General features: G+C 72.7%; 19 protein-coding genes and 1 pseudogene. 16 read left to right on the forward strand and 4 right to left on the reverse strand.

Features of this window, described 5'->3' with window-relative positions; genetic code table 11:
- The first annotated feature begins 53 nt into the window (after nt 1-53).
- Genes sufB through VGH76_RS16900 form a run of 6 tightly spaced genes read left to right on the forward strand, consistent with a single transcriptional unit; the run spans nt 54 to nt 5,744 of the window.
- Nucleotides 54-1,466 (forward strand): Fe-S cluster assembly protein SufB, encoded by a 1,413-nt coding sequence (sufB, locus tag VGH76_RS16875; protein ID WP_331557861.1) that lies wholly within the window; start codon nt 54-56, stop codon nt 1,464-1,466.
- Nucleotides 1,463-2,719 carry a Fe-S cluster assembly protein SufD gene (gene sufD / locus VGH76_RS16880; RefSeq protein ID WP_331557862.1) on the forward strand — a complete coding sequence of 419 codons (1,257 nt, stop codon included), beginning with the start codon at nt 1,463-1,465 and terminating at the stop codon, nt 2,717-2,719. The genes sufB and sufD overlap by 4 nt, the downstream gene beginning before the upstream one ends.
- Nucleotides 2,720-2,770: 51 nt before the next feature.
- On the forward strand, nt 2,771-3,541 hold the full coding sequence (gene sufC / locus VGH76_RS16885) for a Fe-S cluster assembly ATPase SufC (RefSeq protein WP_331557863.1): 771 nt from the start codon (nt 2,771-2,773) through the stop codon (nt 3,539-3,541).
- The gene (locus tag VGH76_RS16890) at nt 3,538-4,869 is read left to right on the forward strand and encodes a cysteine desulfurase (RefSeq protein WP_331557864.1); all 1,332 of its coding nucleotides are present in this window, start codon (nt 3,538-3,540) and stop codon (nt 4,867-4,869) included. The genes sufC and VGH76_RS16890 overlap by 4 nt, the downstream gene beginning before the upstream one ends.
- Before the next feature lie 15 nt (nt 4,870-4,884).
- Nucleotides 4,885-5,358 (forward strand): Fe-S cluster assembly sulfur transfer protein SufU, encoded by a 474-nt coding sequence (gene sufU, locus VGH76_RS16895; protein WP_331557865.1) that lies wholly within the window; start codon nt 4,885-4,887, stop codon nt 5,356-5,358.
- Nucleotides 5,355-5,744 (forward strand): metal-sulfur cluster assembly factor, encoded by a 390-nt coding sequence (locus VGH76_RS16900; RefSeq protein WP_331557866.1) that lies wholly within the window; start codon nt 5,355-5,357, stop codon nt 5,742-5,744. The genes sufU and VGH76_RS16900 overlap by 4 nt, the downstream gene beginning before the upstream one ends.
- Before the next feature lie 420 nt (nt 5,745-6,164).
- On the opposite strand, the gene VGH76_RS16905 is transcribed toward VGH76_RS16900, so the two are convergent.
- The 4 genes from VGH76_RS16905 to VGH76_RS16920 form a co-directional block, all read right to left on the reverse strand.
- Nucleotides 6,165-7,187 (reverse strand): adenylate/guanylate cyclase domain-containing protein, encoded by a 1,023-nt coding sequence (locus VGH76_RS16905; RefSeq protein WP_331557867.1) that lies wholly within the window; start codon nt 7,185-7,187, stop codon nt 6,165-6,167.
- On the reverse strand, nt 7,184-7,630 hold the full coding sequence (locus VGH76_RS16910; protein WP_331557868.1) for a universal stress protein: 447 nt from the start codon (nt 7,628-7,630) through the stop codon (nt 7,184-7,186). The genes VGH76_RS16905 and VGH76_RS16910 overlap by 4 nt, the downstream gene beginning before the upstream one ends.
- Nucleotides 7,631-7,764: 134 nt before the next feature.
- Entirely contained in the window at nt 7,765-9,006 is a 1,242-nt protein-coding gene (locus tag VGH76_RS16915) for a lycopene cyclase family protein (protein WP_331557869.1), read from the reverse strand.
- Nucleotides 8,973-9,368, reverse strand: coding sequence for a hypothetical protein (locus tag VGH76_RS16920; protein ID WP_331557870.1), 396 nt, complete (start codon nt 9,366-9,368; stop codon nt 8,973-8,975). The genes VGH76_RS16915 and VGH76_RS16920 overlap by 34 nt, the downstream gene beginning before the upstream one ends.
- A gap of 232 nt (nt 9,369-9,600) precedes the next feature.
- Between VGH76_RS16920 and VGH76_RS16925 the strand changes: the two genes are divergently transcribed.
- The 10 genes and pseudogenes from VGH76_RS16925 to VGH76_RS16970 all read left to right on the forward strand — a co-directional run.
- Nucleotides 9,601-11,223 (forward strand): ABC-F family ATP-binding cassette domain-containing protein, encoded by a 1,623-nt coding sequence (locus VGH76_RS16925; RefSeq protein WP_331557871.1) that lies wholly within the window; start codon nt 9,601-9,603, stop codon nt 11,221-11,223.
- Between the two features lie 197 nt (nt 11,224-11,420).
- Nucleotides 11,421-11,630 (forward strand): helix-turn-helix domain-containing protein, encoded by a 210-nt coding sequence (locus VGH76_RS16930; protein ID WP_169183063.1) that lies wholly within the window; start codon nt 11,421-11,423, stop codon nt 11,628-11,630.
- Between the two features lie 167 nt (nt 11,631-11,797).
- On the forward strand, nt 11,798-13,669 hold the full coding sequence (locus VGH76_RS16935; protein WP_414637746.1) for an ABC transporter ATP-binding protein: 1,872 nt from the start codon (nt 11,798-11,800) through the stop codon (nt 13,667-13,669).
- Between the two features lie 247 nt (nt 13,670-13,916).
- Nucleotides 13,917-15,290: an ergothioneine biosynthesis glutamate--cysteine ligase EgtA gene (egtA, locus tag VGH76_RS16940; RefSeq protein ID WP_331557872.1), complete on the forward strand. Its 1,374-nt coding sequence runs from the start codon at nt 13,917-13,919 to the stop codon at nt 15,288-15,290.
- Nucleotides 15,287-16,654, forward strand: a complete 1,368-nt coding sequence (egtB, locus tag VGH76_RS16945; protein ID WP_331557873.1) for an ergothioneine biosynthesis protein EgtB — start codon at nt 15,287-15,289, stop codon at nt 16,652-16,654. The genes egtA and egtB overlap by 4 nt, the downstream gene beginning before the upstream one ends.
- A gap of 6 nt (nt 16,655-16,660) precedes the next feature.
- Nucleotides 16,661-17,425 carry an ergothioneine biosynthesis protein EgtC gene (egtC, locus tag VGH76_RS16950; protein ID WP_331557874.1) on the forward strand — a complete coding sequence of 255 codons (765 nt, stop codon included), beginning with the start codon at nt 16,661-16,663 and terminating at the stop codon, nt 17,423-17,425.
- 105 nt (nt 17,426-17,530) lie between these two features.
- Complete coding sequence (gene egtD / locus VGH76_RS16955) at nt 17,531-18,517, forward strand: L-histidine N(alpha)-methyltransferase (RefSeq protein WP_331557875.1); 987 nt, start codon at nt 17,531-17,533, stop codon at nt 18,515-18,517.
- Between the two features lie 6 nt (nt 18,518-18,523).
- The gene (locus tag VGH76_RS16960) at nt 18,524-19,057 is read left to right on the forward strand and encodes a class I SAM-dependent methyltransferase (RefSeq protein WP_331557876.1); all 534 of its coding nucleotides are present in this window, start codon (nt 18,524-18,526) and stop codon (nt 19,055-19,057) included.
- A 21-nt stretch (nt 19,058-19,078) separates the two neighbouring features.
- Nucleotides 19,079-19,438 (forward strand): annotated as a pseudogene (locus VGH76_RS16965) (PIN domain-containing protein); the annotation flags it as partial.
- Nucleotides 19,439-19,715: 277 nt separating this feature from the next.
- Nucleotides 19,716-20,020, forward strand: a 305-nt coding sequence (locus VGH76_RS16970; RefSeq protein ID WP_331557877.1) for a hydantoinase/oxoprolinase N-terminal domain-containing protein, incomplete at its 3' end; no start/stop codon positions are given.

The raw sequence follows: 20,020 nt of genomic DNA on the forward strand, positions 1-20,020 counted from the left end.
ATCACTGCCCGCCAGGACCTCAGCACCAGCAACCCGTCCGGAAGGACTACTTCATGACCGACCTCGCACGCCCGGAGCTCGACGGCCTCGACCGCTACAAGTTCGGCTGGGCTGACTCCGACGCGGCCGGCGCGATCGCACAGCGCGGGCTCAACGAGGCCGTGGTGCGTGACATCTCGGCCAAGAAGGACGAGCCCGACTGGATGCTCCAGCTGCGCCTGAAGGGTCTGAAGCTGTTCTACAAGAAGCCGATGCCGCACTGGGGCTCGGACCTGTCGGGCATCGACTTCGACAACATCAAGTACTTCGTCCGGTCGACGGAGAAGCAGGCGGCGAGCTGGGACGACCTGCCGCCGGAGATCAAGACCACCTACGACCGTCTTGGCATCCCCGAGGCCGAGAAGCAGCGGCTGGTCTCCGGCGTGGCCGCCCAGTACGAGTCCGAGGTCGTCTATCACAAAATCCGCGAAGACCTCGAGGAGCAAGGCGTCATCTTCCTCGACACCGACACCGGCTTGCGCGAGCACGAGGATGTGTTCAAGGAGTACTTCGGCTCGGTGATCCCGGCCGGCGACAACAAGTTCTCCGCGCTGAACTCCGCGGTGTGGTCCGGCGGCTCGTTCATCTACGTGCCCAAGGGCGTCAAGGTCGACATCCCGTTGCAGGCCTACTTCCGGATCAACACCGAGAACATGGGCCAGTTCGAGCGGACGCTGATCATCGTCGACGAGGACGCCTACGTCCACTACGTCGAGGGCTGCACGGCGCCGATCTACTCGTCGGACTCGCTGCACTCCGCGGTCGTCGAGATCATCGTGAAGAAGGGCGGCCGCTGCCGTTACACGACCATCCAGAACTGGTCGAACAACGTCTACAACCTGGTCACCAAGCGCGCCAAGGCCGAAGAGGGCGCGACGATGGAGTGGGTCGACGGCAACATCGGCTCCAAGGTGACCATGAAGTACCCTGCCGTCTGGCTGATGGGCCCGCACGCCAAGGGCGAGGTGCTCTCGGTGGCGTTCTCCGGCGAGGGGCAGCACCAGGACGCCGGCGCCAAGATGGTGCACCTGGCTCCGCACACCTCGTCGACGATCATCTCGAAGTCGGTGGCGCGCGGTGGCGGCCGGACGAGTTACCGCGGCCTGGTCCGCGTGAACAAGGGCGCGCACCACTCGCGGTCGACGGTGAAGTGCGATGCGCTGCTGGTCGACACGATCAGCCGTAGCGACACCTATCCCTACGTCGACGTCCGCGAGGACGACGTGACGATGGGCCACGAGGCGACCGTCTCGAAGGTCAGCGAGGACCAGCTCTTCTACCTGATGTCCCGCGGCCTCACCGAGGACGAGGCCATGGCGATGATCGTGCGCGGGTTCGTCGAGCCCATCGCGCGCGAGCTGCCCATGGAGTACGCGCTCGAGCTCAACCGCCTGATCGAGCTGCAGATGGAGGGCGCTGTCGGATGAGCGACGAGCCTGTCGCCCACAGCGGGGGCGGCGTCATCGACGCCCCCGGTTCCCCGGTCCTCGACGTGGACCCGGGCATCAAGACGGCCCAGCCGGCCGTGGCGCCGTGGGAGGAGCGCTTCACGTCCTACGACGTCGAGGCCTTCGAGGTCCCGCGCGGGCGCGAGGAGCAGTGGCGCTTCACGCCGCTGCGTCGCCTGCGCGGGCTGCACGACGGCTCGGCGACCGCGGCCGGCGCGATCGACGTCTCGGTGGTCTCCGGGTTCGGCGACGCCGCGTCCTCAGACCTGGGCGGCGTCCGGCACGAGACCGTGGGCCGCGACGACCCGCGCCTCGGCGACGGCGGCATCCCCGCCGACCGTGTCGCGGCGCAGGCCTGGTCGGCGTTCGAGCAGGCCCACGTGATCACGGTGAACGAGGCGCGCTCGGACGACGAGCCGCTGACGATCACGGTGACCGGCCCCGGCGAGGGCGTCTCGACCTACGCGCACCTGCAGCTGCGGCTCTCCCACCATGCGGAGGCCGTCGTGGTCCTCGACCACCGTGGCTCGGGCACGGTCGCCGCGAACACCGAGTTCGTCGTCTCCGACGGCGCGAAGCTCGAGATCATCGAGGTGCACGACTGGGCCGACGACGCCGTGTACGTCGGCGCCCAGCACGTCTCGGTGGGGCGCGACGCGACGATCCGGCACACGTCGGTGACGCTCGGCGGCGACCTGGTCCGGCTCTCGCCGGTGGTCAACTACCGGGCGCCCGGCGGCGACGCCGAGCTCGACGGGCTGTACTTCGCCGACGGCGGGCAGCACTTCGAGCAGCGCCTGCTCGTCGACCACTCGGTGCCGAACTGCCGCTCGCGGGTCATGTACAAGGGCGCGCTGCAGGGTGCGGACGGCGACAAGGCCGCGCACACCGTGTGGGTCGGCGACGTGCTCATCCGCAAGGCGGCCGAGGGCACCGACACCTACGAGCTCAACCGCAACCTGTTGCTGACCGACAACGCCCGCGCGGACTCCGTGCCGAACCTCGAGATCGAGACCGGCGAGATCCTCGGGGCCGGGCACGCGTCGGCGACGGGACGATTCGACGACGAGCAACTTTTCTATCTCCAATCGCGCGGCATCCCCGAGGCGCAGGCACGCCGGCTCGTCGTGCGCGGGTTCTTCGGCGAGGTCATCCAGAAGATCCGCGTGCCCGCGCTGCGCGACCGGCTCGAGGCGGCCGTCGAGACCGAGCTCGAAGCCATCGGTACGTAGCCGCCGGCCGCCGTCCCCACCACCACAGACGCTTTCGTCGAAAGAGGCTTGATGTCCACCCTCGAGATCCGCGACCTGCACGTCGAGGTCGAGACCGAGTCCGGTCCCAAGGAGATCCTGCGCGGCGTCGACCTGACCGTGAACTCCGACGAGACCCACGCGATCATGGGCCCGAACGGTTCCGGCAAGTCCACGCTGGCCTACTCCATCGCGGGCCACCCGAAGTACACCGTCACCCAGGGCCAGGTGCTCCTCGACGGCGAGGACGTCCTGGCGATGGCGGTCGACGAGCGTGCCCGCGCCGGGCTCTTCCTCGCGATGCAGTACCCCGTCGAGGTGCCCGGCGTCTCGATGTCGAACTTCCTGCGCTCCGCGGCCACCGCGACCCGTGGCGAGGCACCGAAGGTGCGCCACTGGGTCAAGGAGGTCAAGAACGCGATGACCGACCTCGAGATCGACCCGTCCTTCGCCGAGCGCTCGGTCAACGAGGGCTTCTCCGGCGGTGAGAAGAAGCGCCACGAGGTGCTGCAGCTCGCCCTGCTCAAGCCGCGGTTCGCGGTGCTCGACGAGACCGACTCCGGACTCGACGTCGACGCCCTGCGCGTGGTGTCCAAGGGAGTGAACGACTACAAGGCGTCCTCCGACGTCGGGGTCCTGCTGATCACCCACTACACCCGGATCCTGCGCTACATCGCGCCGGACAGGGTGCACGTGTTCGTGAACGGCCGGGTCGCCGAGTCCGGCGGCCCCGAGCTCGCCGAGGAGCTCGAGGAGAACGGCTACGAGCGCTTCACCGGGTCCAAGGAGGAGCAGCCGGCATGACCGCACTCGCACCCACCACCCTGGGTGCGACCAGGAGCCTGGATGTCTCGACGATCCGCGCGGACTTCCCCATCCTGAGCCGCACCGTCCGCGACGGGAAGCCGCTGATCTACCTGGACTCCGGCGCGACGTCGCAGCGTCCGCGCCAGGTGCTCGACGCCGAGCGGACCTTCCTCGAGACGTCCAACGCCGCGGTGCACCGTGGCGCGCACGCGCTCTCCGAGGAGGCGACCGACGCCTACGAGTCGGCGCGCTCCCGGATCGCGACGTTCATCGGCGCCGACCCCGGCATCGAGACCTCCGAGATCGTGTTCACCAAGAACGCGACCGAGGCGCTCAACCTCGTCGCGTACTCGATGTCGAACGCGGCGTTCAGCGACGATGCCGCGAGCCGTCGTTTCAGGGTCGGCCCGGGCGACGAGGTCGTGGTGACCGAGATGGAGCACCACGCCAACCTCGTGCCCTGGCAGGAGCTCTGCCGACGCACCGGGGCCACGCTGCGCTGGTTCTCCGTCCAGCCCGACGGGCGGCTCGACCTCGACTCGCCCGAGGCGCAGTCGGTGATCAACGAGCGCACGAAGATCGTGGCCTTCACCCACCAGTCCAACGTTCTGGGCACCGTCCCGCCGGTGGCCACGCTGGTGGAGCGCGCCCGGGCGGTCGGGGCGTACACGGTGCTCGACGCGTGCCAGTCGGTGCCGCACACGCCGGTCGACGTGCACGCCCTCGGCGTGGACTTCGCGGCGTTCTCCGGCCACAAGATGCTCGGCCCGTCGGGGATCGGCGTGCTCTACGGGCGGCGCGAGCTGCTCGAGGCGATGCCGCCGTTCCTCACCGGCGGGTCGATGATCGAGCTGGTGCGCATGGAGGGCTCGACCTACGCGGCGCCGCCGGCCCGATTCGAGGCCGGCGTCCCGATGACCTCGCAGGCCGTCGGGCTCGGTGCCGCCGTGGACTACCTCACCGAGATCGGGATGGCGAACGTCCACGCCCACGAGAACGAGCTGACCGCGGCCACGCTCGAGGGCCTGGCCGCCATCGACGGCGTGACGATCATCGGGCCGCGCACCACCGAGGCGCGCGGGGGAGCGGTGTCGTTCGAGATCGACGGCGTGCACCCGCACGACGCCTCGCAGGTCCTCGACGACTCCGGCATCGCCGTGCGTGTCGGGCACCACTGCGCGTGGCCGCTGCACCGCGCGTTCGGGGTCCAGAGCTCGATCCGCGCGAGCTTCCACGTCTACAACACACTCGACGAGGTGGCGGCCCTGCTCGACGGCGTGCGTCGCGTGCAGGATTTTTTCGCCACCGGTGGCGTTGCTCTGTAGAGGAGGGATGACGCCGTGAAGCTCGAGTCGATGTACCAGGAGATCATCCTGGACCACTACCGCAACCCGCACGGCCGCGGTCTGCGCGACCCGTTCGACGCCGAGGTCCACCACGTGAACCCGACCTGCGGCGACGAGGTGACGCTGCGGGTCCACCTCGACGGCTCCGGCCGCGACGCCAAGGTGGTCGACGTCTCCTACGACGCCCTGGGCTGCTCGATCAGCCAGGCCGCGACGTCGGTGCTGAACGACCTCGTCGTCGGGCACACCGTCGGGGACTCCTTCGACGTCCTGGCCGAGTACCAGAAGATGGTGCAGGGCCGTGGGAAGGTCGAGCCCGACGAGGACGTCCTCGACGACGCGGTGGCGTTCGCGGGGGTGGCGGCCTACCCGGCGCGGGTGAAGTGCGCGCTGCTGGGTTGGTTGGCGTTCAAGGACGCGGTGGCCCAGGCTGACGACAACGCTCCCGAGCTGGAGGGACAGGCATGACCGAGACCCGTGGCGCCGAGGGCATGCCCGAGGCGCCGGCCCCGAAGGCCGACGCGCCGTCGATCGACGACCTCGAGGAGGCGATGCGCGACGTCGTCGACCCCGAGCTGGGGATCAACGTCGTCGATCTGGGCCTGCTCTACGGCATCGATGTGCACGCGGAGGACGCGGGCACCGTCGCGACCCTCGACATGACGCTGACCTCGGCGGCCTGCCCGCTGACCGACGTCATCGAGGACCAGTCCCGCGCGGCCCTCACCTCGGGGCCCGGCGGCGGGCTCGTGGACGACGTCCGCATCAACTGGGTGTGGATGCCGCCGTGGGGCCCGGACAAGATCACCGACGACGGCCGCGAGCAGCTCCGGGCGCTCGGCTTCACGGTGTAGGTGCGCCTCACACCTATGACGTCTCGACATGGCCGTCGTCGACCGGCCACGGTCCGACGGGCTCGGGTCACATCTCGCGCTCTGCTCGTGACCCCCTGTGCGTGACGCACACGGTTGGAGCGACGAACACATGACAGCGGACTTCTCGTGCGCGCCGCGCACGGCTTGATCAGGCCGGGCCGTTCCGATCCGTCCTGGCCCCCAGGGGCTGGTGACTTCCCCGTGGAGCGACCCGGGGGCGTGACGCCCCCGGCGGTCAACGCTGCTCGCGCCGGGGTCGGCCGTGTGCGTGACGCACGATCGCTCCGTGGGGATGGTCTATCCCTGCTGGCCGTGTGCGCGACGCACCAGCGATTCGTGGGCGTGGCCGACCCGGGTCAGCCGTGTGCGTGACGCACGAGAGCGTGACGCACGAGAGCGTCAGCTCGAACGGCGTCGAACCACGTGCGGCTTGAGGTGCTTGTAGCCGCGGACGCTCAACGGCGGAACGGTGCGCAGTTCGACGTCGAGGCCCTGGTCGCGGACGGCGTCGGTGAGCTCGTCGTCGAGCAGCGTCGTGCCCGGCCGGGCGTGCGAGGTCAGCCGGCTCGCGATGTTCACCACCGGCCCGTACACGTCGCCGTAGCGGGGGAGGACCTCGCCGTGGGCCAGCCCGATCCGCAGCGTCAGGCGGCCGTCGTCGTCGGGGACCTCGCGGTGGAGGTCGAACGCGATCTCGACCGCCTCGGCCACGTCGGCGCACACGAAGAGCACCTCGTCGCCGAGGGTCTTCACGATCCGCCCGCCGTGGCGTGACACCACGTCCGTGCTGACGCTCTCGAAGCGCTCCAGCAGCGAGCGCAGCTCGTCCGCGTCGACCGCCCGGGACAGGGCGGTGAAGCCGACGAGGTCCGCGAAGCCGACGGTGGTCAGCGTGGCGCGCCCGTCGTCGTCCTCGCCGGGCTCGCCGGAGATCGCGGACATCATGCGCCCGGCCGTCACGGTGAGGTGCCGCCGCCAGGTGTAGGCCTGCAGCTTCTCGAGCAACGGGACGAGCGTGCGGACGGAGTCGACGACGGCGTCCGGGTCGTCCGGCGAGCCGCGCTCGGCGATGGTGCGCCGCAGCAGGTTGGCCTGCCACTCCGCGAGCCGGGCCATGCTCTGGCCGAGCGTCCGGGCGATGGCCAGGGCCTCGGCCTCGTCGAGCGACTCGTCGCCGAGCAGCTCCTCGACCAGGGCGAGCGCGTCGAGGTCGGCCTGGCCGAACGCGGTGACGTCGTCGGGGACGCGCGGGAAGCCGAGCGCACTCCACAGCCGTGCGGTCTGCTCGAGCCCGACCCCCGCCCGCGCCGCGACGTCCGCGCGCCGCAGGAAGCGCTCACCGCCCAGCAGGAAGTCCTCGACCTCGCGCTGGGCCTCGCCCCAACGGCCCGCGGCGGCGTCGCCCGACGACGACGGGCTCACGTCGTGTGGACGATGAGGACGTCCGTCGGCGCCTTCCGCGAGATGCCCTGCGGGACCGAGCCGAGCAGACGGCCGGAGAGGCTGTTCAGCCCGCGGTTGCCGATGACGAGCAGGTCGGCCTTGCGGTCGTTGACGACGTCGGTGACGACCTCGACCGGGTCGCCCTCGACGGCCAGCGTCTCGACCTCGCCGACACCCTTGGAGGAGGCGCGCTCCTTCGCGTCGCGCAGCGTCTCCTCGGCGGGGGTGGACCCGACCACGTGGTACGCGGCGTCCTCACCGAGCTGCTGCTCGGCCGACCCGGTGTTCTTGGCGGGGTGGTAGGCGCAGATGATGAGCAGCCGCGCCGAGGAGTCGGCGGCGACGGTGGCCGCCCGGTCGACGGCGCGGAACGAGGACTCGGACCCGTCGGTACCGACGGCGACGAGCTGGTAGGCACCCATGGTGTGCTCCGATCTCAGGGGACCTGTCCGGACGTACTGGAACGAACGTGTACCGGAGGGGCCGCACTCTAGCGCGGTAGGCCCGAACGGGTGCACTCGACCCTCCGGTCGGCCGCGGTCATGCACGTCACCCGTCAGTCGGGCGGCGCAGCACCGGGCCCACACAGGGCTCCGGCGACGAGATGCCCACGCAGCCGCGGGTTGAGACGTGCGAACACGCACAGCATCGCCCGCATCGCCCGGAGGACGTCGTCGTCCGACCCGTCGGAGCCCAGGTAGGCGCGCCGGTGGGTCGCGGGGAGCGAGAAGAAGCGGTCGAAGAACTCGGGCACCTCACCGGGGGGCAGGCGCAGGAGGACGTCGAGCCCTCGGCGGCGCATCCCGTGCACCACCCCGGCCGCACGGCCGCGCGTGGCCTGCCGGGCGCGGGCCACTCGATCGGCGGTGTCGACATCCGCAAGATCATCCGATCGAGTGGCGAGCGCATCAGCCAGTCGAGTGGCGACCCGCAACGAGCGGGCCACCGAGAACCCGGACGCCGGGTGGACGAGGGGTGCCGCGGCGCCGAGGGCGACGACGCCGTCGGGGGAGCCGTGGGCCGGGGTGTCGACGGGGAAGCGCACGTGCTCGACGCGCGCCGGGTCGTCGAGCGGAATCTCGGACTCGCGCAGCCCGGCCGCGCGCAGCCGACGGCACAACCGGTCGGTGAGCTCGGGCAGGGGCAGGCCGGGCCGGCGGGCGAGGGAGGTCTCCTCGAGCAGCACCCGGCCGCCCCCGAGGGGCACGGCGTAGAGGAACGTCGGCCACCCCGGCCGGCCGTGCCGCGGCCGCCAGTCCATGAACAGCAGCCGCCCGTCGGTGACCCGCGCCGCCGTGGCCTCGTCGACGACGACGCCGACCGCGGTCTGCTCCGCGCGCCGGGCCCGGTCGGAGCGGGTCGACAGCGCCTGCACGGCCCCGGTCGCGTCGGCCACGACCTCGGCCGGGATCCCGGTCCCGTCGGCCAGCACCGCCCGACCTTCCGAGGCGGCGACCACCCGGCCCCGGACCACCCGCACCCCGTCGTCGTGCAGCGCCCGCTGCAGCGCGGGCGTGTCGAGGATCGCGTACTCGTCGTCGAGCCAGTGGGCGTGCCGGGCGATGGCCCACCCGACGTCGTGGGCGGCCACGACCCCCGGGGCGAGCCCGTCGGGCAGCTCGTGGCACCAGGCGCCGTAGGTGTGACGCCAGGTGCGGTCCGGCCGGGGGTCGACGAGGACGACGTCGAGCCCGCGCCGGGCGCAGGCGTGCGCGGCCGACCAGCCGGCGGGTCCGCCGCCGGCGACCAGCAGGTCGGCCCGCCTCAGTCCCGGCCGGTGCCCATCTCGCGGTCCCACGCGCGCAGCGTCTCGCGATCACGCTTGGCACGCGCGTTCCAGTCCCGCATCGACTGCGGATAGCCGGTGACTGTCACGTCGTGGATCGGCACGCCGCACTTGCGGGCCAGGCGCTCCGCGGCCCGGGGGGTCCCGACCCGACGTCGGGTCCACTCGCCGTCGACGGCCACCGCCACCACGGTCGTGTCGGTCGCGGTGGTCTCCGGCTCGACGAAGAACTCCACCCCGGTCCGGGCGCGGGCGAACGAGCGCAGGTGCTCGAGGTCGGCGGGGCCGCCCTCGCGGTCGAGGACCTGGCGCCGGCCGTCGGCACCCACCCCGTTGCCCGACGCGCCGCCGCGCAGCCAGCTGAACAGGCCCATGTGGACCAGTGTCCCCGATCTCCGGCACGAGGGGTGTGAAGGGGACCTCGGTGACGCTCGTGACAGGCGACCCCCGCCACCCCCCGGCGCACACCCGGCGGGCCGGACGCGGCACTCACCTACACTGGAGGGCGGTCGGCTCCCGGTGTGGCGCCCGACGCCGGCGCCCTCGACGACCGCCGTACCCGTCGCCACCGGAGCGACGCGACCACGACCCGATGAGGCCCCACCTGTGATCACCGCGTCCGATCTCGAGCTGCGTGCCGGCTCCCGCGTCCTGCTGGCGGGGGTCACCCTGCGCGTGCAGCCGGGGGACCGCATCGGCCTGGTCGGGCGCAACGGGGCAGGCAAGACGACCTCGCTGCGCGCGCTGGCGGGGGAGTCCGAGCCCTACGGCGGGGCGATCCGCTCGACCGGTCCGGTCGGGTACCTGCCGCAGGACCCGCGCGAGGGCGACCTCTCGGTGCTCGCCAAGGACCGGGTGCTCTCCGCCCGCGGCCTCGACCAGATCCTGCGGGACATGGAGAAGGCCCAGACCGCGATGGCCGAGCTCGCCGACGACGCCGAGCGCGACAAGGCCGTCGCGCGCTACGGCCGTCTCGAGACGCGGTTCGCCGACCTCGGCGGGTACGCCGCGGAGAGCGAGGCCGGCCGGATCTGCTCGAACCTCGGCCTGCCCGACCGGGTGCTCGCGCAGCCGCTGGAGACGCTCTCCGGCGGTCAGCGCCGCCGGGTCGAGCTCGCCCGCATCCTCTTCGCCGCGTCGGGCGACGGCGGCAACGCCGGGACGACGCTGCTGCTCGACGAGCCGACGAACCACCTCGACGCCGACTCGATCTCCTGGCTGCGCGGCTTCCTCACGTCGCACGAGGGCGGCGTGGTGGTCATCAGCCACGACACCGAGCTGCTCGCCGACGTCGTCAACAAGGTGTGGTTCCTCGACGCGACCCGCGGCGAGCTCGACGCCTACAACATGACCTGGAAGAACTACCTGCGCGCCCGCGCCGACGACGAGGCCCGCCGCCGCCGCGAGCGCGCCAACGCCGAGAAGAAGGCGTCGGCGCTGCAGACCCAGGCCGCGAAGATGGGCGCCAAGGCGACGAAGGCCGTGGCCGCCAAGCAGATGCAGCGCCGGGCGACCGCGCTGCTCGAGGGCCTCGACGAGGAGCGGGTGTCCGACCGGGTCGCCGCGATCCGCTTCCCGACCCCGCAGGCCTGCGGGAAGACCCCGCTCACCGCGTCCGGGCTGTCCAAGAGCTACGGCTCGCTCGAGGTGTTCACCGGGGTCGACCTCGCGGTGGACCGCGGCTCGCGGGTGGTGATCCTCGGGCTCAACGGAGCGGGGAAGACCACGCTGCTGCGGATCCTCGCCGGCGCCGAGTCCGCGGACACCGGCGAGGTGACGCCCGGCCACGGGCTGCGCACCGGCTACTTCGCCCAGGAGCACGACACCCTCGACATGGACCGCACGGTCTGGCAGAACGCCCGCTCGGCGGCCCCGGACACCCCGGAGCAGCAGCTGCGGACGCTGCTCGGCGCGTTCCAGTTCTCCGGTGAGCAGCTCGAGCAGCCGGCCGGGACGCTCTCCGGCGGCGAGCGCACCCGGCTGGCGCTCGCCGGGCTGGTCTCGAGCGCGGCGAACCTGCTGCTGCTCGACGAGCCGACCAACAACCTCGACCCGGCCTCGCGGGAGAAGGTCCTCGACGCGCTGCGCCACTACGAGGGCGCCGTCGTGCTCGTGACGCACGACCCGGGCGCGGTCGAGGCGCTCGAGCCGGAGCGCGTCATCCTCCTGCCGGACGGCACCGAGGATCTCTTCTCGGCCGACCACCTCGAGCTCGTCGAGCTGGCCTGAGCGTTCGGCCGTTCGGAGCTACCGAGTGGTGTAGGGCCTTCGTGAGCTGGAACGATCGAGCGCTGCGCCGCCCGGGTGGATCACGCTCCGAACGGCGGAACCGCTCACCGATCATGTGAAATGTGCCGTGGCGCACACCGCCTCTCACGATCATCATGGGTCCACCGGGCACCGTCCGGGAGAGGGGTGGACCAACCATGGCCGATCTGAAGAAGGGCGCCCGCATCACGGGCGACCAGCGGGACAAGCTCGCCACGGATCTCAAGAAGAAGTACGAGAAGGGCGCGAGCATCCGCTCCCTCGCCGAGTCCACGGGCCGCTCCTACGGCTTCGTGCACCGGGTGCTCTCGGAGTCGGGCGTGACGCTGCGCGGGCGGGGCGGAGCCACCCGCACCAAGAAGTCCTGACGCCGCGGCCGTGCGCGAGCGCGATCTCCCGCGCTCGCGGATACTCGGGCCCGGACCGGCGGACCACCACTCGCCGGTCGTGACCCGCGCCTGCTCGTCCGCTTGACCTCAACCATCGTCGAGGTCGCACGCTCGGCGCCGAGGTCCGAGCGAACGGGGTGAGCGGCGTGGAAAACGCCTGGATGTTGATGATGTCGATGTCGCGGGGGGACTCCCTCCCGCGGTCGGTGCCCCGCGGCACCCTCGGCCGCATCTGGCGTTTCGCGTGCGCGCACCACCGGATGCTCTACGGCTTCCTCGCGCTCACCACGGTCTCGGCCGTCATCGCGGTGGGTGTCCCGGTGCTGGCCGGGCGGGTCGTCGACGCGATCGTGCACCGCGACGGGTTCGGCGTCGTCGTCGTCATCGCCGCGGCGATCGCCGCGCTCGCCGTCGTCGACTCGATCTCGGGGCTGGCCGAGCGCTGGATGAGCTCCCGGATCGGGGAGGGGCTGATCTACGACCTGCGCCGTGCGGTGTTCTCGCACGTGCAGGCGATGCCGGTGGCGTTCTTCACCCGCACCCGCACCGGGTCGCTGGTCAGCCGGCTGAACAACGACGTCATCGGCGCCCAGCGGGCCTTCACCTCGACGCTCTCGGGCCTGGTCACCAACGTCATCCAGCTCGTGCTGACCGTCGCGGTGATGATCACCCTCGCCTGGCAGGTGACGCTGCTCACGCTCGTCCTGCTGCCGATCTTCATCCTGCCCGCCCGGCGGATGGGCCGGACGATCGCCGCGCTGCAGCGCGAGTCGGCCAACCTCAACGCGGCCATGACCGGGCAGATGACCGAGCGGTTCTCGGCCGGCGGCGCCACCCTGGTCAAGCTCTTCGGCCGGCCGCAGGCCGAGGCGGAGGAGTTCGGCGACCGGGCCGACCGGGTGCGCGCCATCGGGGTGCGCACCGCGATGGCCAACCGGGTGTTCATGACCAGCCTGACCCTCGTCAGCCAGCTGGCCCAGGCGATGGTCTACGGGGTCGGCGGGTGGCTCGCGATCACCGGGCGGATCGATGCGGGCACCGTCGTCAGCCTCGCCCTGCTGCTCACCCGCCTCTACGGGCCGCTGACCCAGCTCGCGAACGCCCGCGTGGACGTCATGAGCGCGCTGGTGAGCTTCGAGCGGGTGTTCGAGGTGCTCGACCTGCCGCCGTCCATCGTCGAGCGAGCGGACCCCACCCCGCTGCCGGCGCACGAGCCGGTCGGAGTCCGCCTGCACGGGGTGCGCTTCACCTACCCGAGCGCCGAGGAGGTCTCGCTGGCGAGCCTCGAGGAGGTCGCCACCCTCGACTCCGCGGAGAACGCCGAGGTGCTCCACGGGGTGGACCTCGAGGTCCGTCCCGGGCAGATGCTCGCCCTGGTCGGACCGTCGGGGGCGGGGAAGTCGACGATCGCCTCGCTGGTGCCTCGCCTCTACGACGTCGACGCCGGAGCGGTCGAGGTGGGCGGGCCGGGCAGCTGGACCGACGTGCGCGACGTCTCCTTCGCGGACCTGCGCGCGACGATCGGCGTGGTCACCCAGGATGGCCACCTCTTCCACGACACCGTGGGGGGCAACCTGCGCTACGCCAGGCCCGACGCCACCGACGCCGAGCTGCTCACCGCACTCGAGCGCGCGCGGCTCGGCCCGCTGCTGCGCCAGCTCCCCGACGGCCTCGAGACCGTGATCGGCGAGCGCGGCTACCGGCTCTCGGGCGGGGAGCGCCAGCGCCTGACGATCGCGCGGCTGCTGCTCGCCGCGCCCCGCGTCGTGATCCTCGACGAGGCCACGGCCCACCTGGACTCGGAGTCGGAGGTGGCGGTCCAGGAGGCCCTCGCGGAGGCGCTGGTCGGGCGTACGGCCATCGTCATCGCCCACCGGCTCTCCACCGTGCGCAGCGCCGACACCATCGCCGTCGTCGAGGACGGCCGGGTGGTCGAGCAGGGCCCGCACGAGCTGCTGCTGGCCCGCGGTGGCCGGTACGCGGACCTGCACCGCACCCAGTTCGCCCCGGCGGCGTGACCCCGGTCGGTCACGCACGGCCACGGTGTCGGGGGTGCGTGATACGACGAACAGCGGGGCCGCGAACGGCTGCAGGGCGCAGGAGCGCCGTGTAGCGTCGATCGCCGTCCTTCCCGGGGCTCCTGGGGCGTGCGGGGCGCATGATCCGCACCCCCGGAGCACCGGGACGGGCACCGGTCACTCGCTGCGCGCGGGTACGTGGTCCGGACGAGGCAGACGAGGGCGTCCGCCGAGAAGGAGGGTGGAGATGGCTGCTCCGGTGATCGAGCTGGATCCGGCCGCGCCGATCCCCGATCGCGCCGCCGCCGCGGCCTACGTCGCGTCGATCTGCTTCAAGCACGGGCCTCCGAGGTTCGTGGGTGCCGAGCTCGAGTGGCTCGTCCGCTCCGCCGCCCGTCCCGCCGACCGCCTCGATCCCGCCGTCCTCCTCCGTGCCCTCGGCCCCCACGCGCCGGGCACCCTCCGCGCCTCGATCCCCGCCGAGCCCGGCGCGGGACCCTCCCATCTGATCCCCGATCCTCCGGACCCGCTCCCCGCCGGGAGCACGGTGACCGTCGAGCCCGGGGGCCAGGTCGAGATCGCGACCGCGCCCCTCGAGGGCCTCGCCGCCCTCGTCGACGCGATCCGCGTCGACACCGCCGCGATCCGCTCCCTGCTCGCCGCCGAGGGCCTCGTCCTCCTCGACCGGGCCTCGGATCCCCTCCGGCCGCCGCGGCGCATCCTCCGCGTCCCGCGCTACGCGGCCATGGAGGCGGCGTTCGACCGCGTCGGCCCGCACGGCCGGACGATGATGTGCTCGACGTCGGCGGTGCAGGTCTGCCTCGACGCCGGCGACGGTCCCGCGGTCACCGACCGCTGGCAGGCCCTCCACGAGCTCGGGCCCACGCTCGTCGCGACCTTCGCGAACTCCCCGGCGGTGCACGGCCGGCGCACCGGCTGGAAGTCCTCGCGCCTGGCGAGCTGGCTCACGCTCGACCCCGAGCGCACCCGTCCGCCGGCGGCGCTCGGCCCGGACCCGGCCGCCGAGTGGGCCGAGCGGGCGCTGGACACCAGCCTGTTGTGCGTGCGGCGCGACGACACGTGGAGCGCCCCGCCCGCGGTCACCTTCGGCGACTGGATCGACGGTCACGGCGGGCTGGACGTCCGTCCCACCCGGGAGGACCTCGACTACCACCTCACGACGCTGTTCCCGCCGGTCCGCCCGCACGGCCACGTCGAGGTGCGCTATCTCGACGAGCAGCCCGGCGACGAGTGGGCGGTGCCGGTCGCGGTGCTCACGGCGCTGCTGTCGGACCCGCAGACCCTCGACCGGGCCCGCGACGCCGTCGCCCCCGCCACCGACCGGTGGGCCGCCGCCGCGCGCCATGGGCTCGCCGACGGGGTGCTGCGCCGCGCGGCGGGCACCGTCGTCGAGCTCGCCCACCAACGCCTGCTCACCACCGACCCCGACCTCGCGACCCTCGTGGGGCACGTCGCCGAGCGCCGGGTGCTGCGGGGACTGAGTCCCGCGGACACCTCGGTGGGCGAGCCCGGCGAGGACGAGCTGCGGCCCGCCGAGGAGAGCCCCTACCCGGACGACCCCCTTCCCGGACACCTCGAGCCCGGAGGCGATCACGCATGACCAGCGACCTGTCCGCCCGGACACCGGCCGGTGCCCGCTACCCCGACGACCTGCGCCACCGGCTCGTCGAGGAGCTGCGCGCCGCCCGCCGGCGCACCCAGGCGCTCACCGACGCGGTCGACGACGCCGAGCTGACCCGGCAGCACTCCCCGCTGATGTCGCCGCTGCACTGGGACGTGGCCCACATCGCGAACATGGAGGACCTGTGGCTGGTCCGCCGTGCCACCCCGGGCGACGAGCCGTCCCCCGGGGTCCGCGAGGACCTCGACCACCTCTACGACGCGTTCACCAACCCCCGCGCCGGCCGCCCCGCGCTGCCCCTGCTCGACCCGGCCGAGGCGCGGGACTACGGGGCGACCGTGCGCGAGCGCGCGCTGGCGATCCTCGAGCAGGCGGGCCCCGACGGCCGTGCGCTCCTCGACGACGGGTTCGTCTACGGGATGATCGCCCAGCACGAGCAGCAGCACGTCGAGACGATGCTCGCCACCCACCAACTGCGCGCCGGGCCGAGGGCGCTGCACGCGCCGGAGCCCCCGGCGTCGTCGCGGGCCCGGAAGCTGGTCGGCACCGAGGTGCTCCACCCCGGCGGGGTGTTCACGATGGGCACCGACGCCACCGGCCCCGACATCTATGCGCTCGACAACGAGCGGCCCGCCCACCGCGTCGAGGTCGAGCCCTTCCACCTCGACGCCGTGCCGGTCACCAACGGCGAGTACGCCCGCTTCGTCGACGACGGCGGCTACACCCGGCGCGAGCTGTGGTCCGAGGCCGGCTGGGCGCACATCACCGGCGAGGGCTGGTCCGCGCCGATGACGTGGGAGCACCTCGACGGGGCGTGGCACCGCACCTCCTTCGGCGAGCGGCAGGCGATCGCCGACGTCGCCGACCAGCCCGCGCTGCACGTGTGCTTCCACGAGGCGCTGGCCTACGCCACGTGGGCCGGCAAGCGCCTGCCCACCGAGGTCGAGTGGGAGTACGCGGCCCGGTACGACCCGACGACGGGGGAGACCCGCCGCTTCCCGTGGGGCGACGACGCCCCGACCCCGGAGCGCGCGAACCTCGACCAGCGCCACCTGCAGCCGGCCCCGGTCGGCGCCTACCCCGCCGGCGCGTCGCCACTGGGGGTGCACCAGCTCGTCGGGGATGTCTGGGAATGGTGTGACTCGGGATTCTCGGGCTACCCCGGCTTCGCCCCGTTCCCGTACGAGGAGTACTCCGAGGTGTTCTTCGGCGGCGACTTCCGGATGCTGCGGGGCTCGTCGTTCGGCGTCGGCACGGTCAACGCCCGGACCACGTTCCGGAACTGGGACCTCCCGATCCGACGGCAGATCTTCTCCGGCTTCCGCTGCGCGCGGGACGCCTGACCGCCGATGTGCCGACATCTGGCCCACGTGGGCGCGCGGCCGGTGACCGTGGCCTCGCGGGTGACCGAGCCGTCGCACTCGCTGCTCGTGCAGGCCTACGCGCCCGCCGACATGCGCGGTGGCGGCACCGTGAACGCCGACGGCTTCGGGGTCGGCTGGTACGCGCCCGACGGCTCGGCGCACTCCTACCGCGCGCCGGTCCCGATGTGGACCGACGCCTCGTTCCTCGACCTCGCGACGACGGTGGAGAGCTCCGCGTTCGTGGCCGCGGTGCGCTCGGCCACCGTCGGGATGCCGGTGTCGGTCGGGGCCTGCGCCCCGTTCCGGGACGGCACCCGGATCTTCAGCCACAACGGCGTCGTGCGGGGCTGGCCGGGGAGTCTGGCCGACCTCGCGGGCGAGCTCGACACCGAGACCCTCATGACCCTCGACGCGCCCACCGACTCGGCCGTGCTCTGGGCGCTCGTGCGCCGCCACCTCGACGCCGGCAAGGACCCCGCCGACGCCGTGCTCGACGTCGTCACCCGCACCCTCGCCGCCGCCCCCGGCTCGCGGCTGAACCTCCTCTTGCTGACCACCGACGACGCCGGCGGGCCGACGCTCGTCGCCACCGCGGTGGACCACGCCCTCTCGTACCGGTCCGGCCCGGACGGCACGACGATCGCCTCCGAGCCCCTCGACGACGACCCGGGCTGGACGCCCGTGGCGGACCTGTCCGCCGTCGTCGTGCGCGGCCGGTCCGCGACCCCCGAGGTCGTCCCGCTGACCTGATCGCCGCGGCCGCCGCGCCGCCCTCCGACGACGTTCCCGACGCCGTGTACCAGGCCTGCCCCTGCCCGGAGCAGTGCCGCAACCGATCGGACGTGACACCCCACCGTGAACAACCCTGGGACCCTGGCGGCCCTCGACGTCCACCTCACCGAGGCGGACGCCGACGCCGCGCTGCGCGAGGACGCGCGCCGCGGCCTGACCTCCACCCCGAAGGTCCTGCGCCCTCAGTGGCTCTACGACGCCCGCGGCTCCGAGCTCTTCGAGGAGATCACCGCGCAGCCCGAGTACTACCCCTTCACCGCGGAGCGCGAGGCGCTGACGCAGGGCGCCGAGGAGATCGCGCGGCTCTCGGCGGCCGACACGTTCGTCGAGCTCGGCTCCGGTTCCTCGACCAAGTCCACGCTGCTGCTCGACGCCCTGTCGCGCGCCGGGACGTTGCGCCACTACGTCCCGGTCGACGTCTCGGCCGCCGCGCTCGAGGACGCCGTGCCCGGCCTCGTCGCCAACTACCCGGACCTCGCCGTCCACGGCGTCGTCGGGGACTTCATCGCCGACCTGCGCAGCGTCCCGAAGGTCGGTGAGCGGCTGGTCGTCCTGCTCGGCGGCACCATCGGCAACTTCGAGCCCGAGGACCGCGGCCGGTTCCTCACCGCGCTCGCGGACACCCTCGACGAGGGTGAGCACTTCCTCGTCGGGACCGACCTGATCAAGGACGAGGAGACGCTCGTCGCGGCCTACGACGACGCGGCGGGGGTCACCGCGACCTTCGAGCTCAACGCCCTGACGGTGCTCAACCGGGTGCTTGGGGCGGACTTCGATGTGGACGGGTTCTCCTACGTCGCGGCCTGGGTGCCCCAGTCGAGCCGCATCGAGATGCGGCTGCGCGCCGAGCGGGCGATGACGGTGTCGGTGCCCGCGCTCGACCTCACCGTCGAGTTCGCCGAGGGCGAGGAGATGCGCACCGAGATCTCGACGAAGTTCACGCGCGAGGGGATCGCCGGCGAGCTCGACGACGCCGGGTTCGAGGTGGCGCACTGGGTCACCGACCCGGCCGGTCGGTTCGGCCTGACCCTGGCTCGGCGCCGGGGCTGATCCCCGATGGGCGGGCAGGATCGGGAACGCTGGGACCGGCGGTTCGCGACCGTCGGCCCCGGCGTGCCCGGCCCGCCGTCGGTGCTGGTGGGGCGGGAGGGGCTGGTTCCCGAGGACGGGGCCGCGCTCGACCTGGCCTGCGGGCGCGGCACCGTCGCGGTGTGGCTCGCCGGGCGGGGGCTCACGACGACGGCGGTCGACGTCTCGCCGGAGGCGCTGCGGTTGACGACGGCGCTCGCGGCGGCGCACCGGGTCGACCTCGCCACGGTGTGCGCCGACCTCGACGACGGCCTGCCCGTGAGGGGGCCCGTCGACGTCGTGGTGTGCCAGCGGTTCCGCGACCCCCGGTTGTACCCGGGGTTGATCGAGGTGCTCGCGCCCGGCGGGCTGCTCGTCGTGTCGGTGCTCTCGACGGTCGGAGACGCAGGCGGATCCTTCCGCGCCGGGCCGGGGGAGCTGCGGGAGGCGTTCGGCGACCTCGAGGTGCTCGTCGACGAGGAAGGTAATGGCGAGGCCCACGTGGTGGCCCGCGTGCCGTAGGGGCGTGGGCTCCTCGACGCATCGGCCCTGCCCGCCTGGCTCTTCGAGGAGCAGGGGGCCGAGGTCGTCGAGCCGTGGCTGCCCACCGCGGTCCTCTCGACGGTGAACCTCGCCGAGGTCTGGCAGAAGCTCGAGCATCGCGGCGTCGATGCCGAGCGCACGGTGCGGCGAATGCGCCTTCTCGGGGTACGCACGGAACCGTTCACCGACGACGACGCGGCGCGGACCGCCGGACTGTGGCAGGCGGGCCGTCCGGTCGGCCTCTCCGTCGCGGATCGGTGCTGTCTCGCCGTCGCCGGCCGCCTCGGCGCGCCGGCCGTGACCGCCGACCCGTCGTGGAGCGAGATCGATCTACCGGTCGAGGTGCGGGTCATCCGCTGAGCGTCCGTTCATGATCACCGGGACGTCATGGTCGTCCCGGGGCGGCGCCGACCGCGATGACGTCCCGATGATCATGTGGACGGTCCCGGGCTCGTGATCACCAGGCACCTGGAGGGGTCCGGCGACCCCCGGGACCCCGCCAGGTGCCCGGTGATCATGCGCCGACCCGGAGGCGCCGCACCGCACCCTTGACTTTCTCGTCGCACCCGTCGAACAATCAACACATCCGTCAAATGCGTGGCCCGGGTCACGCTCTGCCCCAGCGAGGAGTGTGGCCATGGCCTACGTGATCGGCGTCGATGTCGGCGGGACGTTCACCGACGCGGTGCTCGACGACGATGCCGGGTCGGTCATCGCCGCGAAGGCCTCGTCGACCCCTCCGGACTACTCGCAGGGCGTGCTCGACGTCCTCGAGCTGCTCGCCGAGCAGCTCGGACGCTCGGTGGAGGAGATGCTCGCGGAGACCCACCACGTCGCGCACGGCACCACCTCGAGCCTGAACGCGCTGGTCACCCGCCAGGTGCCCGACGTCGGGTTCCTCACCACCAAGGGCCACCGCGACTCGATCTTCATCATGAACGT

The sequence above is a fragment of the Actinomycetospora sp. genome (assembly GCF_036497585.1).
Taxonomy (GTDB): Bacteria; Actinomycetota; Actinomycetes; order Mycobacteriales; family Pseudonocardiaceae; genus Actinomycetospora.